Raw genomic sequence first — 16,174 nt, 5'->3', positions numbered from 1 at the left:
GTCCTTGATCAACTGGAGAACCACCATGTCCCAGCTTCGTTTACCCGCCCTGCTAGCCGCTGCGTTCGCAGCCCTCGTGAGCTTCTCGTCCCAGGCTGCCCAGAAAGACCACTTCAGCGTGTGCTGGACCATTTACGCCGGCTGGATGCCGTGGGAGTACGCCGGCAGCCAGGGCATCGTCGACAAATGGGCGAAGAAGTACGGCATCCAGATCGACGTGGTGCAGCTCAATGACTATGTCGAATCGATCAACCAGTACACCGCCGGCCAGTTCGACGGCTGCACCATGACCAACATGGACGCGCTGACCATTCCGGCCGCCGGCGGCGTCGACAGCACCGCGCTGATCGTCAGTGATTTCTCCAACGGCAACGACGGCATCGTGCTCAAGGGTGAAGGCAAGACAGTCACCGACCTCAAGGGCATGGACGTCAACCTGGTAGAGCTCTCGGTCTCCCATTACCTGCTGGCCCGGGCGCTGGATTCGGTGGACCTCACCGAGAAAGACCTGAAAGTGGTCAACACCTCCGACGCCGATATCTCGGCCGCCTTCAACACCGAACAGGTCAACGCCGTCACCACCTGGAACCCGATGCTCTCGGACATCAAGGCCAAGCCCGCGGTGACCGAAGTGTTCAATTCGAGCCAGATCCCCGGCGAAATCATGGACATGATGGTGGTCAACAGCGCCACCCTCAAAGACAACCCGGCCCTGGGCAAGGCACTGACCGGTGCCTGGTTTGAAGTGGTCGAGTTGATGAACGCGAAAAACGCCGCCGGCAAAGCCGCACTGGAACACATGGCCAAGGCCTCGGGCACTGACCTGGCGGGTTTCCAGGCGCAACTGGACACCACCCGATTGTTCGCCACGCCCAAGGAAGCCCTGGCGTTCAGCACCAGCAAGCAACTGCCGGAAACCATGCGCAAAGTCGCCGAGTTCTCCTTCCAGCACGGCTTGCTGGGTGAAGGCGCCAAGGACACCAGCGCTGTCGGCATGGCCTTCGCCAACGGCGTGACCAGCGGCGACAAAGGCAACCTCAAGCTGCGCTTCGACCCGAGCTACGTGCAAATGGCCGCCGACGCCAAGCTGTAATCAGGAGAACCGGCCATGCGCCTGATCAACCGTCATCCGGACCGCCCGAGTCGCCTGTTGTTGGTGATCCTGCCGTTCGCCCTGGTGCTGTTCGCCTATTTCATGGGTTCGGCCGAGCGACTACTGGACAACCCCAACGACAAGCTGCTGCCCAGCGCCGTGCAGATGGCCGATGCGGTGAAACGCCTGGCCTTCGTGGCCGACACCCGCACCGGCGACTACCTGCTCTGGCAGGACACAGCCTCAAGCCTGCAACGCCTGGCCATCGGCCTGGGCATCAGCGCCCTGGCCGGGCTGTGCCTGGGTATCGCCGCCGGCACCCTGCCGCTGTTCGGTGCGCCGTTGTCCCCCCTGCTGACGGTGCTGTCGATGGTGCCACCGCTGGCGATCCTGCCGATCCTGTTCATCGTCTTCGGCCTGGGGGAATTGTCGAAAGTGATGCTGATCGTCATCGGCATCACCCCGGCGCTGGCCCGGGACCTGGAACAGCGTGCCCGGGAAATTCCCGTGGAACTGCTGATCAAGGCCCAGACCCTCGGCGCCTCCACCTGGACCCTGATGCTGCGGGTGGTGCTGCCGCAACTGTTGCCACGGCTGTTGATCTCGTTGCGCTTGATGCTCGGCTCGGCATGGCTGTTCCTGATCGCCGCCGAAGCCATTGCCTCCACTGATGGCCTCGGCTACCGGATCTTCCTGGTGCGCCGCTACCTGGCGATGGATGTGATCTTGCCCTACGTGGTGTGGATCACCCTGCTCGCCTGGCTGATGGATTGGGGCCTTAAACGCCTGACGCGTCGGGCGTTCCCCTGGTATGAGGGGGCCGCCAAATGAGCTTCATCACGGTTAAAAACGTCTGGCAACAATACGCCGATCAGGTGGTGCTCGAAGGCCTCAACCTGAACGTCAACGAGGGTGAGTTCTGCACACTGGTGGGGGCGTCCGGCTGCGGCAAATCGACCTTCCTGCGCCTGCTGCTCGGCCAGGAACGCGCCAGTCGCGGCGAGATCCTGCTCGATGGCCAGCCCTTGGCCGGTGAACCGGACGCCAGCCGTGGCGTGGTGTTCCAGCGCTACTCGGTGTTCCCGCACCTGAGCGTGCTGGACAACGTCGCCCTCGGCCTCGAACTGCCGCGTTCGCCCTTGCTCGGGCGCCTGTTCGGCAGCGCGAAAAAAGAGGCCCGCGAACAGGCCTCGGTGCTGCTGCACAAAGTCGGCCTCGGCCATTCGCTGGACAAGTACCCGGCGCAGCTCTCCGGCGGCATGCAACAACGGCTGGCCATTGCCCAGGCGCTGATCATGAAGCCGCGGGTGTTGCTGCTCGACGAACCCTTCGGCGCCCTCGATCCGGGCATCCGCAAAGACATGCACGCCTTGCTCCTGGAGCTGTGGCGCGAGACCCGGCTGACAGTGTTCATGGTCACCCATGACCTGTCCGAAGGGTTCAGCCTCGGCACGCGCCTGCTGGTGTTCGACAAGGTCCGCCTCGACCCGCATGCCCCCGGCGCCTATGGCGCACGCATCACCTACGACATCCCTTTGAACAGCGACCGCCGCGCCCAGTGCAAAGCCGTCGACGCCCTGCCGCTGCCGGTGGCGGGCACGCTTCGTATCGCTTAGAGGATTTTTCACAATGACTGATTCGACTCAACTGTTCCCGCCCTTCGCCGAAGAAATGCTCCCCGGCGGCGGCCATCGTTCCTTCGTGCTCAAGCGCGGCCAATTGCTGCGCCTGACCGACCTGCGCGGCGGCGCCAACGTCAGCCTGACACTGCTCAACGCCAATGAAAAAACCGAGCGCCTGAACCTGCCCGACAGCCTCAAATGCCAACACACCGCCAAGCTCACCGCCGGCCATTGCCTGTACTCGGACATGGGCCGCGTGCTGGCCGCCATCACCGCCGACACCTGCGGCTGGAGCGACAGCCTGGGCGGCGTGCTCTGCGCCGAAGAGGTCGCAGAAAAATACGGCGCGGGACGCTATCAGGAACTGCGTAACGGCTTCTTCCGCAACGGCACCGACAACCTGCTGGTGGAACTGGGCAAGTGGGGGTTGGGCCTGTCCGATCTGCTGATGACGCTCAACCTGTTCAGTCGTGTGAACGTTGATGACGCCGGACGCTTCCATTTCGTCGAGGGCAATTCCAAGGCTGGCGACTACATCGAGTTGTACGCACCGATGGACACCCTGGTGGTGCTCACCGCTCTGCAGCACCCGATGGATCCATCGCCGGAATATGCACCGAAACCGCTGAAGATCAGCTGGATGAACGCCGACGCCAGCGTCGCCGAACACTGCCGCACCTCGCGCCCGGAGAACGAGCGCGGCTTCATCAACACCGACCGTCTGTTCGCCTGAGGATCGCTGCCATGTCACTCGCAATCGCTACCGCTGCCGTTCACACAAGCAGGCAACCAGACACCGCGATCTACCGCGCCACCATCCCCGCCGGCGAACCCTGGCTGATGGAGGTCAAGGCCGGCCAAACCCTGCGCATCCTCGACCTTGAAGGCAATCAGGCCGTCGACACCTTGTTCTACAGCGTTGCCAATCCCAAGGAACGCTACGACGTACAGCGCACGTTGCGCCGGCAGAACAGCGTGTACCTGAGCACCGGCAGCGTGCTGTATTCCAACCTCGGCAAACCAATGCTGACCATCGTCGCCGACACTTGCGGGCGTCACGACACCCTCGGCGGCGCCTGTGCGCAAGAGAGCAACACCGTGCGCTACGCCCTTGAGAAACGCTACATGCACAGCTGCCGCGACAACTACCTGCGCGCCTGTGTCCACGACGGACGCCTGGGCAAGGGCGACATCGGGCCGAACATCAACTTCTTCATGAACGTGCCGGTCACCGCCGACGGCGGCTTGACGTTCGAAGACGGGATTTCCGCGCCGGGCAAGTACGTCGACCTGCGCGCCGAGATGGACGTGATCGTGCTGATCTCCAACTGCCCGCAACTGAACAACCCGTGCAACGCCTACAACCCGACACCGGCGGAGCTACTGGTATGGAACTGAAACTCGCACGTTTGCGCCGCTGGCTGTTCACCCTGTGCCAGGCCCGGTCCGGCCAGTGCCTCAGAAAGTAAAAGCCACCACCGCCCCCTGTAGGAGCGAGCTTGCTCGCGAAAAACCCAAGAGCGCCGCTGGGTATCTGGTTTTACGCGTAATCGTTCACGACCATCGCGAGCAAGCTCGCTCCTACATGGGGCCAATGGTGTTTTGGAACGAATTGATTCTGCCACCGGGGACGACCCCGATGCATTTCGAAAAACTGCGGGACGGCCCGCATCCCAGTCGAGGCTGATGCGCAATCGCCTCCGGGGGTTATGCCATGTTCGAAAAAGTCCTGATCGCCAACCGTGGCGCCATTGCCTGCCGCATCCTGCGGACCTTGCGTGAACTGCACGTGCGGGGTGTCGCCGTTTACTCCGAAGCCGACGCGGCCAGCCTGCACATCCTGCAGGCCGACGAAGCGCACAGCCTCGGTGAAGGCGCAGCCGCCGGCACGTACCTGGCGATCGATAAAATCCTCGCCATCGCCAAGTCCAGCGGCGCCACCGCGATCCATCCCGGTTACGGCTTCCTCTCGGAAAACGCCACATTCGCCGAAGCCTGCGAAGCCGTCGACATCGCCTTCATCGGCCCGACACCGGAACAACTGCGGGTGTTCGGCCTCAAGCACACCGCCCGCGCCCTGGCCCGGCAACAGGGTGTGCCCATGCTTGAAGGCACCGAGTTGCTCGAGAGCCTCGACGCAGCACTTATCGCCGGTGAGCAGGTCGGCTACCCGGTGATGCTCAAGAGCACCGCCGGCGGTGGCGGCATCGGCATGCGCGTGTGCCGCAGCGCAGCCGAGTTGAGCGAATCCTTCGAAGCGGTCAAGCGCCTGGGCCAGAACAATTTCAGCGACGCCGGGGTGTTCATCGAGAAGTACATCCAGCGTGCCCGTCACCTGGAAGTGCAGGTATTCGGCGACGGCCACGGCGAAGTGATCGCCCTTGGCGTACGCGACTGTTCGGTGCAGCGTCGCAACCAGAAAGTCCTTGAGGAAACCCCGGCACCGAACCTGCCCGAGGGCATGGCCGATGAACTGTGCGCGGCGGCGATCAAACTGGCCAAAGCGGTGAACTACCGCAGCGCCGGCACCGTGGAGTTCGTCTTCGACAGCGATGCCCGGCGTTTCTATTTCCTGGAAGTGAACACCCGTTTGCAGGTGGAACACGGCGTCACCGAACAGGTGTGGGGCGTCGACCTGGTGCGCTGGATGGTGCAACTGGCGGCCGGTGAGCTGCCGCCGCTGAGCGATCTGGTACAGGGTTTGAAGCCGCAGGGTCATGCGATTCAGGCGCGGTTGTATGCCGAGGATCCGGGGCGCGATTTCCAGCCAAGCCCCGGTTTGCTCACGGCGGTGAATTTCCCTGACGCCGACGGCAAACGACTGCGCATCGACACCTGGGTCGAAGCGGGCTGCGAGATCCCGCCCTACTTCGACCCAATGATCGCCAAGGTCATCAGTTGGGCGCCGACGCGCGAAGAGGCTGCTGCGGATCTGCATCAAGCGCTGGGTGCCAGCCTGCTCTACGGCGTGGAAACCAACCGCGATTACCTGCGCCAGATACTGCTCGATACGCCTTTCGCCAGCGGCCAGCCGTGGACCCGTTGCCTGGAAGGCCTGGTGTATCAGGCCAACACGTTCGAGGTACTCAGCGCCGGTACGCAAACCAGTGTTCAGGATTATCCGGGGCGCCTCGGTTACTGGGCGGTCGGCGTGCCGCCTTCAGGGCCGATGGACAGTCGGGCGCTGCGCCTGGGTAACCGCTTGCTAGGCAACGACGAAGGCGCGGCGGCGCTGGAAATCACCATGAGCGGGCCGTTGCTGCGCTTCAATTGCGAGGCGGTGGTGGCGGTGACCGGTGCGGTGATTCCATTGCTGCTCGACGGCCAAAGCGTGCCGATGAACACTGCGCTGGTGGTTCCGGCAGGCGCCAGCTTGAGCCTCGGCACCATTGCCGGCGCAGGCGCGCGCAGTTATCTGTGCCTGCGTGGCGGCCTGCAGGTGCCGGACTATCTGGGCAGCAAAAGCACCTTCACCCTGGGGCAATTTGGCGGGCACGGTGGCCGCGCCTTGCGGGCCGGTGACGTGTTGCACCTGCCAGCGCTGAATGACCGCAGCGCCGGTCAACAACTGGCAGAAGATCAGGTCACCGAGTTGCCGGCGGTTCGGCAGATTCGCGTGATCTACGGCCCCCACGGTGCGCCGGAATACTTCACGGAAAACTACATCGGTACCTTCTTCACCACGCAGTGGGAAGTGCATTTCAACTCCAGCCGCACCGGTGTGCGCCTGATCGGGCCGAAGCCTGAATGGGTGCGTGCCGACGGTGGGGAGGCCGGGCTGCATCCGTCGAATATCCACGATAATCCCTATGCGATCGGCGCAGTGGATTTCACCGGTGACATGCCGGTCATCCTCGGCCCGGATGGCCCAAGCCTTGGCGGGTTCGTGTGCCCGGTGACGGTGATCGAGGCGGATCTTTGGCAGCTTGGTCAACTGAAGGCGGGGGACAAGGTGCAGTTCTCCCCCATCGACATCAAGACCGCCCGCACCCTGGCCCTGAAATGGAATACCCCCTGCGGGAGCGGGCTTGCTCGCGATGGTGTGTCAGCCACCCTGATGTCGACTGACACACCTTCGCGAGCAAGCTCGCTCCTACAGGGGATTGAGTCGCCTGTGGTGCTGGATATCGGGCAGGGAGATACGCGGCTGGTTGCACGACTGTCGGGCGACACGCATTTGCTGCTGGAGATCGGCGCACCGGAACTCGACCTGGTCCTGCGCTTCCGCGCCCACGCCCTGATGCAAGCCCTGGAAAGCCAACACCTGCACGGCGTGATCGACCTGACGCCAGGCATCCGCTCACTGCAAGTCCACTATCAACCCGAACAACTGCCGCTGGCCGACCTGCTCGGCATCGTCGCCGGCGAATGGGACGCCGTGTGCGCCGCCAAAGACCTGCAAGTGCCCTCGCGCATCGTCCATCTGCCACTGTCCTGGGACGACCCGGCGTGCCAGTTGGCCATCGAGAAATACATGACCACGGTGCGCAAGGACGCGCCCTGGTGCCCGAGCAACCTGGAGTTCATCCGCCGCATCAACGACCTGCCGAACCTCGATGAAGTGCAACGCACGGTGTTCGACGCCAGTTACCTGGTGATGGGGCTGGGCGACGTTTACCTCGGCGCACCGGTCGCCACCCCGCTCGATCCGCGCCATCGCCTGGTCACCACCAAGTACAACCCGGCGCGCACCTGGACTGCCGAGAACTCGGTGGGCATCGGTGGCGCCTACATGTGCGTCTACGGCATGGAAGGCCCAGGCGGTTATCAGTTTGTCGGGCGCACGCTACAGATGTGGAACCGCTACCGCGAAGTCGCCGCGTTCGATGGCAAGCCATGGTTGCTGCGGTTTTTCGACCAGATCCGTTTCTACCCGGTCAGCGCCGATGAACTGCTGCGCATTCGCCAGGATTTCCCCCTCGGGCGCTTCAACCTGAACATCGAACACAGTCAGTTGAACCTGGCGGATTACCAGGCGTTTCTGACGCAGGAAGCCGAGACCATCGGCGCGTTTCGCGAGCAGCAAAAAAGCGCGTTCAATGCCGAGCGTGAGCGCTGGATCGCCAGCGGCCAGGCGCATTTCGACAGCGAAGAGCCGGCCCCGGAGACGACCGAGGAGGCACCGCTGGCCAGCGGTCAACAGAGTGTCGACAGCCACATCGCCGGCAACCTCTGGCAGGTTCAGGTCGAGGCTGGCAAGCGCGTCGCGGCCGGTGATGTGCTGGTGATCCTGGAGTCGATGAAGATGGAAATCCCCCTGCTCGCCCCCATGGCCGGCGTGGTGCGCGAGGTGCGCGTGCAACCGGGTTCGGCGGTGCGCGCCGGACAGCGCGTCGTGGTGCTGGAACTTGACTGAACCCATTTTGAAAAGGACGCATGCCATGAATATCAATCTGCAACTCGACGCCCTGCGCAGCGCCTACCGCGACGGCGGCCTCACCCCCCGGCAATTGCTGGCGAACCTGCGGGACAAAGCTGCGGCGCTGAATCCGGACTATCACCTGTTCATCCACCTGCTCAGCGCCGAGGAACTGGAGCCGTACCTCGCCGCCCTCGACGGTCGCGACCTCGACAGCCTGCCGCTATACGGCGTGCCATTCGCGATCAAGGACAACATCGACCTGGCGGGCATTCCGACCACGGCAGCGTGCCCGGCATTTGCCTACGTGCCGCAGCGTTCGGCGACCATCGTCGAACAACTGCTAGCCCTGGGTGCGATTCCGTTGGGCAAGACCAATCTCGACCAGTTCGCCACCGGGCTCAATGGCAGCCGCTCACCCTATGGCGTGTGCCCCAACAGCGTGTTGCCGGAGTATCCGTCGGGCGGCTCCAGCGCCGGTTCGGCACTGGCGGTGGCGCTCGGGGTCGCGAGCTTTTCCCTGGGTACCGACACCGCCGGCTCCGGGCGTGTGCCAGCGGCGTTGAACAACCTGGTCGGCATGAAAGCCACCAAGGGCCTGATCTCGACGGCCGGCGTGGTGCCGGCCTGTCGTACCCTCGATTGCGTCACTACGTTCACCGCCACGGCGCGGGAGGCCAGTCAGTTGCTGGCGCTCACCGCACGCTTCGACCCGCGGGACGAATACAGCCGCAGCAACCCGCTGTGGAATGACGGCTCGGCGTTCGGCACACCACGGCCGTTCCGGTTCGGCGTACCACGTGCACAGGACCTGCAATTCTTTGGATGCCCTGAAGGCCCGCTGTTGTTCGGTGATGCCATCGACCGTCTCAAGGCCTTGGGCGGCGAAGCGGTGGAGTTGGACCTGTCACCCTTTCTGGAGGCCGCACGCTTGCTCTATGAAGGCCCGTGGGTGGCCGAGCGCTACAGCGTGGCCGGGGAGTTGATGGCACAAAACCCCGAGGCCGTGTTGCCTGTGATTCGCGCTGTCTTGGCCAAGGCACCCGCCGTCGACGGCGTGCAGACCTTCCGCGCCCAATACCGGCTGCAAGCGCTCAAGGCCCTGTGCGACGCAGCACTGGAAGGTCTCGATTGTGTCGTCACGCCCACCATCGGCCGCCCGGTGTCGCTGGCGGAACTCAAGGCCGAACCGGTGCTGCGCAATTCGGACCTCGGCTACTACACCAACTTCATGAACCTGCTCGACTACGCCGCCGTCGCCGTGCCCAGCGCGTTCATGGACAACGGCCTGCCATGGGGCGTGACATTGTTTGGCCGGGCCTTCACCGATCAGTATCTGTTGAGCGTGGCGGATACCTTGCAGCGCCAGCAAGGCCTGGTCGCTCCCGCACCGGTACCGGTTGCCCGCCATGATCGGGCGCGGCTGGTGGTCTGCGGCGCGCATCTGGACGGGTTGGCGTTGAACTGGCAACTGAAGCAGCGCGGCGCCCGATTGCTGGAAACGACCTTCAGCTCGCCGGATTATCAACTCTATGCCCTGCCCGGCGGCCCGCCGTTGCGTCCGGGCATGGTCCGCGTGAAGGATGGCGGCGTGGCGATTGCCGTGGAAGTATGGGAGTTGCCCAGCCGAGAACTGGGTTCGTTCCTGACCGGGATACCGGCTCCGCTGGGGTTGGGCAAGGTGCAACTGGCGGATGGTCGCTGGGAGAGCGGGTTTATCTGCGAGGCGTATGGGCTGGAGGGGGCGGTGAACATCAGTCATTTCGGCGGCTGGCGGATGTACCTGAAAACACTGGGCTAAACACCAGACTCATAACCCTGTGGGAGCGAGCTTGCTCGCGATAGCGGTGTGACATTCAGCCTTGATGTGGCAGACACGCCGCCATCGCGAGCAAGCTCGCTCCCACAAGGTCCGTGCAAGATTTACGACCATTCGCAGCGCACATGGAGCAGTTATTTCCCGGCAGTACCCTTAGAATGCCTGCCATCGGATGACTGCCAATGGAACTGCCATGCCGCTTCGCTCGCCGCTGTACTCTCAACGCTCGTTGGTGCTCACGCTGGTCGCATTGCTGGGCGCAGGCTTCCTCGCTACCTCCTTTCTCAGTTACTACGCCTCCCGTGCTTCGATCCGCGACAACATCGTCAACACCGAACTGCCGCTGACGTCGGACACGGTCTACTCGGAAATCCAGAAAGACCTGGTCAGGCCGATCCTGATCTCTTCGATGATGGCCCGCGACACCTTCATGCGCGACTGGGTGGTCAATGGCGAGAAGGATTCCGACCAGATGACCCGTTACCTCAACGAAGTCATGACCCACTACGGCGCCTACACCGCGTTCTTCGTCTCCAACACCAGCCTGACTTACTACCACGCCAAGGGTGTGCTCAAGCAGGTCAAGGCCACCGAGCCCCGCGACGCCTGGTATTTCCGCGTGCGGGACATGAAGGATCCGTACGAGATCAACGTCGACCCAGACCTCGCCAACAAGGACAACCTGACCTTTTTCATCAACTACAAAGTGCACGACTACAACGACCGGTTCATCGGCGCGGCCGGCGTTGGCCTGACCGTCGACGCCGTGATCAAGCTGATCGACAAGTACCAGCAGCGTTATCAGCGCAGCGTATATTTCGTCGACAACTTCGGACGCCTCGTGCTGACAGGCGCCGAAGGCGGTCCGCAGGGTGCGCGCATCGGGCAGAAACTCGGTGAACTGGACGGCATGAAGGACCTGGTCAGTCGGCTGCCCAAACCCCACAGCGGCAGCTACGAATATTCCGTGCACGGCCAGGGGCATTTCCTCAATGTGCGGTTCATCCCGGAACTGAACTGGTACCTGTTCGTCGACAAACGCGAGGACAGCGCCCTGGGTGAAATCCGCCAGTCGCTGTACCTCAACCTGCTGATCTGCTTGCTGGTCACGCTGATCGTGCTGGTCCTGCTCAACCAGGTCATCAAGCGCCTTCAGGACAAGATCCAGGCTCAGGCCACCCTCGACAGCCTGACCGAACTGCCCAACCGTCGCGGCTTCGACCTGCTGGCCATACAGGCCATGCACGAAGCCCGGCGCGAGCCCAAACCGCTGACTGCCTTGCTGCTGGACCTCGACCGCTTCAAGGTGTTGAACGACACCTATGGCCACCTGGCCGGCGATCAGGTATTGAATGGCTTTGCCCAGGATCTGAAAAGCTGCCTGCGGCACTCCGACATCGTCTGCCGCTGGGGCGGTGAAGAGTTCATCGTGCTGCTCAAGGACACCGATGGTCAGACCGGTCTGATAATCGCCGAGAAAATTCGTCGGTACGTGGAGCAACAGAGCTACACCTACAACGGCCAGATCTTGCGAGTGACCGTCAGCATCGGCCTGACCACCCTGCAGCCCGATGACACCTTGCACACCCTGCTGTCACGGGCGGATCATGCGATGTACCGGGCCAAGCAAAGTGGCCGTAACCGAACCTGCGCGGAAATGTCTCACTCGATCCATGAACCAGCCTGACCTCTGCCCCGCCTGCGGCGCACCCAACGACTGCACCCTGGCCGACCCGCGAACCGCCGACCGCGCCTGCTGGTGCTACGGCGTCAGCATCGACCCGGCCGTGCTCCAGGCGCTGCCGGCGCAACTGCGCAATGCCTCGTGCCTGTGCCCGCGCTGCGCCGAGGTCGAGGCGCAGTTGCAAGCAGCGTCCGAGTCGATCAAGTAAGATGCGCGCCCCTTTCTTCACTGATCCTTAGTCATGCGTGTCGACCGATTCCTCAGCAACCTGCCGTGCTTCAACCGTAAGCAGGTGCGCCTGTTGCTGGTGGAAAAACGCGTCAGGATCGACGGAAAAGTCGTCAGCGACCCGCACAGCGAAGTCCGCGAGTTCAGCCGCGTCGAAGTCGACAGCGACGTGCTGCAAGTCGGTAAACCCCTGCGCCATTTCATGCTGCACAAACCCGCCGGATGCGTCAGCGCCACCCGGGATCCGCAGCACCCGACCGTGCTCGATTTGATCCATGAGCCGGACAAGGACGAGCTGCACATCGCCGGACGCCTGGACTTCAACACCACCGGCCTGATGCTGATCACCAACGACGGCAGCTGGTCGCGGCGCCTGACCCAACCGCAGACCAAACTGCCCAAGGTCTACTACGTCGAAACCGAACAGGAGATCGGCCCCGAATACGCGATCAAGTTCAGCCAGGGGCTGTACTTCGCCTTCGAAGACCTCACCACGCAACCCGCCGGGCTGGAGCTGCTCGGGCCGAAATGCGCGCGCCTGAGCATCGTCGAAGGCCGGTATCACCAGGTCAAGCGCATGTTCGGCCACTTCAACAACAAGGTGATGCGCCTGCACCGCGAGCGCATGGGCCCGCTGGCGCTCGACGATACGTTGAAACCGGGCGAATACCGCCCACTGAGCGCTGAAGAGATCGGATTGATCTAAGCCTGCGACCGCTCAGCAGAAGTTGTCGAACAATTTACCAAAGGCACTTGCGCGATGACGTGACCCCTGCTTGAATCAGGACGTCGGCCGAAATGTGACCGATGAGTCACCCCATACTTCTAAGAAACTTTTTGCCGGTAGGAACCCAAGGGTTCCGGCCTCACCCGGCAGACTGCCCGCCAATAACAATACCCGTCGACCGGACTGCAATGGATCGACATGGGCCTCTCAAATTCCAGGCGTATGCCTACCTGTCACAAAGCTCGTGCAATCTCTATTGCGCGCATACCCGCTTGCCAGGAGTCTTATGACATGAGGCCAGAAATCGCTGTGTTGGATATACAGGGTCAGTATCGGGTTTACACGGAGTTCTATCGCGCAGACGCCGCAGAGAAGACCATTATCCTGGTCAACGGCTCGATGGCCACGACTGCGTCGTTTGCACAAACCGTGAAAAACCTCCATCCGCAGTTCAACGTCGTCTGCTACGACCAGCCCTATGCGGGCCGGTCAAAAGCCCACAACCTGCACGAGAAATTGCTGACCAAGGAAGTCGAAGGGCAGATCCTCCTGGAGCTGATCGACCACTTCGCCGCCGAACACGTGCTGTCGTTTTCCTGGGGTGGCGCCGCGACCCTGGTCGCCTTGGCCCAACGGCCACGACGCATCGAAAAAGCCGTGATCAGCTCGTTCTCCCCGGAGATCAACGCGCACATGCTCGACTACCTTGAGCGCGGCGTCGATTACCTCGGCAGCCGGGATGGCGACCGCGTCGGCAACCTGGTGAACAGCACCATCGGCAAACACCTGCCGACCCTGTTCAAGCGCTTCAACTATCGGCACGTCAGCAGCCTGGCCGATCATGAATACGGGCAGATGCACTTCCACATCAGCGACCTGCTGCACAGCGATCGCCAATGCTTTTTCAAAGCGGCGGAAAAAATCAACGTGCCGGTGCTGTTCATGAACGGCGAATGGGACGAATACACCGCCGCCGATGGCGCACGGTTGTTCGCCAACCACGTGCAACACGCCACCTTCACGACCCTTCAGGCCACCGGCCACTTTCTCGACATGGAGCACAAAGCCGCCTGCCGAGACAGCCGCAACGCACTGATGGGATTCCTGAAACCGGCCCAGCACGATAGCCGACCGCGTTACCACTACGTCCAGGACCACCATGCATTGGCAATCTGAAATAGAGTCATCGCGAGCAAGCCCCGCCCTGCTGAATCAAACCTATTCTGCAGACGCCAGGCTTGCCCGCGATCGACCGCCATGCGCCCCACGCCTTGTCGGTACATCGCGATAAACCCGCCCCACGTAAAGAAAAACTTCAAATCGCCGGCCGTATCTGGTACAAAGTCAGCGCTCTGAGCGGGTGTCGTATAATGGCATTACTCCAGCTTCCCAAGCTGATAACGAGGGTTCGATTCCCTTCACCCGCTCCAATCGAATATTAGTCTCACGTCAGGGTGGTTTTGACGGGGGATGCAGAGACAAAAAACCGGTCTTGATGGCCGTTTTTTTTATGCCCGCGATTTGGGGGGGACTCGCTGGTATAGGGACTCCTCCTCATCCGAACTTACCCGGCGCCCCCCATACGCAAAGCGCTCCTGTGCAGAAGCGGCTACTATAAAAGTCCCGTTAGCGTTTTTTTCGCATAATGGTGATTTGTTAGCGAATTTCGGTGACCGTTAGCCCTTTCACGCCCCGAGAAATTAACGTTTTCGCGTAAGATTAGTTATTTGTTAGCGTTTTTATCGCGTCAATAAGGATTTCGTGAATGCAGGTCGGTTTAAAGGCACTCGCAAACCAGTACGACATCGTTCTGGCACAGCCACTGCGCGTCGAATCGACGATTGGCACGACACGTGTCCGTCGCGAAAGCAGCGGGCATACGCAGAATCAGTATCCCCCGAGCTACCGGCCTGCCGACGATTTCTCAGGGCATTTCGAATTCGGCCTCAAGTACGAAGAAATCCATCTCGAATTCTTTGCTCGCTTGTTTGCAAAGACCGGCCCCGACCCTGTCGAAGCCTGGTGCCGGCGAGAGCCTTTTGGCCAATATGCTCGCCGCACAGGGTTTCTCTACGAATGGCTGACAGGGCAAAGTCTGGATGTGCCAGACGTAACCAACGGTGGCTATGTCGATGCACTTTCTGCGCAGGACTACCTCACCCGTAGTGAAGCACCACGAGTTCGACGTTGGCGAGTCAAAAACAACCTGCCCGGTACACCCGGTTTTTGCCCTTTGGTTCGTCGTACGACGGCAGTCAAAGAGGCTCTGCAATTCGATCTCGGCGCGGCGTTGAAGGAGTTGGATCGAACCTTTGGTGCCGATATCTTGATGCGTACGGCCAGTTGGTTGACGTTCAAGGAGTCACGAGCCAGCTTTCTCATCGAAAAAGAGGCCGACCAGGCTGATCGCATCCAGCGTTTTGCGCATGTCATTGCCCAGCACTGCGGCCATATCGAAGCCCCATTGAGCAATGACAGCCTGCGTTCCCTGCAAGCCGGCATTCTGGGGCGAGATGCCATTGGGCTCGGCTTGCGGCGCTCCCCGGTATTTGTAGGTCAGGCCACAATGCGCGAGGACATCGTGCATTACATTGCCCCGCACTTTGAAGAACTTGCCCCTCTACTGGAAGGCCTCAACGAGTTCGAGATCGCAACGCGGGGTGCCGAGTCCGTGGCACGCGCCGCAGTGCTTGCATTCGGCTTCGTGTACATCCATCCCATGCGTGACGGCAATGGCCGGATTCATCGCTTCCTGATCAACGACACCTTGATCAGGGACAAGGCAGTGCCCGACGGAGTGATCCTGCCCGTCTCAGCCACTATCACCAGTTCGATCGATTTCAGGGCAGGCTACGACCGTACGCTCGAGGTGTTTTCACGACCGTTTATGCGCCGTTACGCGGCGGCCTATCGGTTTGGCGAACTCGTGACCTATGAGGACGGAACTCACAGCAATTTCATCTTCGATGAATACAAAGACGCAGGCTTTGCCTGGCGCTACCCAGACCTGACCGAACACGTCCTGTACACCGCTCGCGTCGTCGAGCACACGATTCGTACGGAGATGGCGGATGAAGCACGCGTTTTAATGATCTTTCAGCGAGCGCAGGAACAACTCAAAGAAGTGTTCGAAATGCCGGATCAGGATGCGAACCGGATCATCCGTTCGATCAAGGAGAACGGCTGGGTGGTGTCCGGAAAGCTGAAGAAAGGATACCCGTTGCTTGAAGATGAAGGCATGGCGCAACGTGTTGTGAATGCAGTGCGTTCAGCATTTGAGAGTTGAGTGCGGGAGATATGAATACACAAAAATACCGGTCCGATGTGACCGGTTTTTTGTGGGTGGAAATGAGGCAATCATCAGTGCGAACGGCCCATTTTAAAGGCATGGACGAAGACAACGCTTTAAAAAGCAACGTCCTACACGACACTGGGAATTGTCCGTACACTTGCGCATTGCTGTGCCTTTGTCATGAGCCCTATAGTCCGACCGCGCCCAAATGGCGTATCGGGTTTGGCGACTCGATGGCAAAGCATAGAAACCTCCGAGCCATCTCGGAGCGTTTCTGAACGCACTTGGCTACCTGTTTATGGTGGCTGTGCGTGGGAGACCTTTGGGTCTACCGGTTTGCCTTGTCCCGG

General features: G+C 61.5%; 12 protein-coding genes and 1 tRNA gene. All 13 read left to right on the top strand.

Annotated elements, in window-relative coordinates; all coding sequences use genetic code 11:
• The first annotated feature begins 25 nt into the window (after positions 1–25).
• Positions 26–1,093, top strand: a complete 1,068-nt coding sequence (locus Q8X48_RS08065; protein ID WP_126049832.1) for a putative urea ABC transporter substrate-binding protein — start codon at positions 26–28, stop codon at positions 1,091–1,093.
• Positions 1,094–1,108: 15 nt separating this feature from the next.
• Positions 1,109–1,924 carry an ABC transporter permease gene (locus Q8X48_RS08060; protein WP_102675318.1) on the top strand — a complete coding sequence of 272 codons (816 nt, stop codon included), beginning with the start codon at positions 1,109–1,111 and terminating at the stop codon, positions 1,922–1,924.
• Positions 1,921–2,709: an ABC transporter ATP-binding protein gene (locus tag Q8X48_RS08055; RefSeq protein WP_407800554.1), complete on the top strand. Its 789-nt coding sequence runs from the start codon at positions 1,921–1,923 to the stop codon at positions 2,707–2,709. Before Q8X48_RS08060 ends, Q8X48_RS08055 begins: the two co-directional genes overlap by 4 nt.
• Before the next feature lie 13 nt (positions 2,710–2,722).
• Positions 2,723–3,448 carry an urea amidolyase associated protein UAAP1 gene (locus tag Q8X48_RS08050; protein WP_126049828.1) on the top strand — a complete coding sequence of 242 codons (726 nt, stop codon included), beginning with the start codon at positions 2,723–2,725 and terminating at the stop codon, positions 3,446–3,448.
• A gap of 11 nt (positions 3,449–3,459) precedes the next feature.
• A complete protein-coding gene (locus tag Q8X48_RS08045) occupies positions 3,460–4,113 on the top strand; it encodes an urea amidolyase associated protein UAAP2 (RefSeq protein ID WP_007979832.1) in 654 nt (217 codons plus the stop codon).
• A gap of 316 nt (positions 4,114–4,429) precedes the next feature.
• Entirely contained in the window at positions 4,430–8,071 is a 3,642-nt protein-coding gene (gene uca / locus Q8X48_RS08040; protein ID WP_407800555.1) for an urea carboxylase, read from the top strand.
• Positions 8,072–8,096: 25 nt separating this feature from the next.
• Entirely contained in the window at positions 8,097–9,875 is a 1,779-nt protein-coding gene (gene atzF / locus Q8X48_RS08035) for an allophanate hydrolase (protein WP_407800556.1), read from the top strand.
• Between the two features lie 211 nt (positions 9,876–10,086).
• Positions 10,087–11,580 carry a sensor domain-containing diguanylate cyclase gene (locus Q8X48_RS08030; RefSeq protein ID WP_407800557.1) on the top strand — a complete coding sequence of 498 codons (1,494 nt, stop codon included), beginning with the start codon at positions 10,087–10,089 and terminating at the stop codon, positions 11,578–11,580.
• Positions 11,567–11,785: a cysteine-rich CWC family protein gene (locus Q8X48_RS08025; RefSeq protein ID WP_007979840.1), complete on the top strand. Its 219-nt coding sequence runs from the start codon at positions 11,567–11,569 to the stop codon at positions 11,783–11,785. Before Q8X48_RS08030 ends, Q8X48_RS08025 begins: the two co-directional genes overlap by 14 nt.
• 33 nt (positions 11,786–11,818) lie before the next feature.
• A complete protein-coding gene (locus tag Q8X48_RS08020; protein WP_407800558.1) occupies positions 11,819–12,511 on the top strand; it encodes a pseudouridine synthase in 693 nt (230 codons plus the stop codon).
• A 312-nt stretch (positions 12,512–12,823) separates the two neighbouring features.
• Positions 12,824–13,708: an alpha/beta fold hydrolase gene (locus tag Q8X48_RS08015; protein ID WP_095966260.1), complete on the top strand. Its 885-nt coding sequence runs from the start codon at positions 12,824–12,826 to the stop codon at positions 13,706–13,708.
• Positions 13,709–13,888: 180 nt separating this feature from the next.
• Positions 13,889–13,962: transfer RNA gene (locus Q8X48_RS08010), tRNA-Gly, on the top strand.
• A gap of 335 nt (positions 13,963–14,297) precedes the next feature.
• Positions 14,298–15,818: a Fic family protein gene (locus Q8X48_RS08005; RefSeq protein ID WP_407800559.1), complete on the top strand. Its 1,521-nt coding sequence runs from the start codon at positions 14,298–14,300 to the stop codon at positions 15,816–15,818.
• Positions 15,819–16,174: the final 356 nt, after the last annotated feature.

The organism is Pseudomonas sp. QLc11A (assembly GCF_052112305.1).
GTDB classification, from domain to species: Bacteria; Pseudomonadota; Gammaproteobacteria; order Pseudomonadales; family Pseudomonadaceae; genus Aquipseudomonas; species Aquipseudomonas laurylsulfatiphila.
The sequence above is the reverse complement of the archived record's forward strand: the minus strand, read 5'-3'. Positions and strand labels throughout refer to the sequence as shown.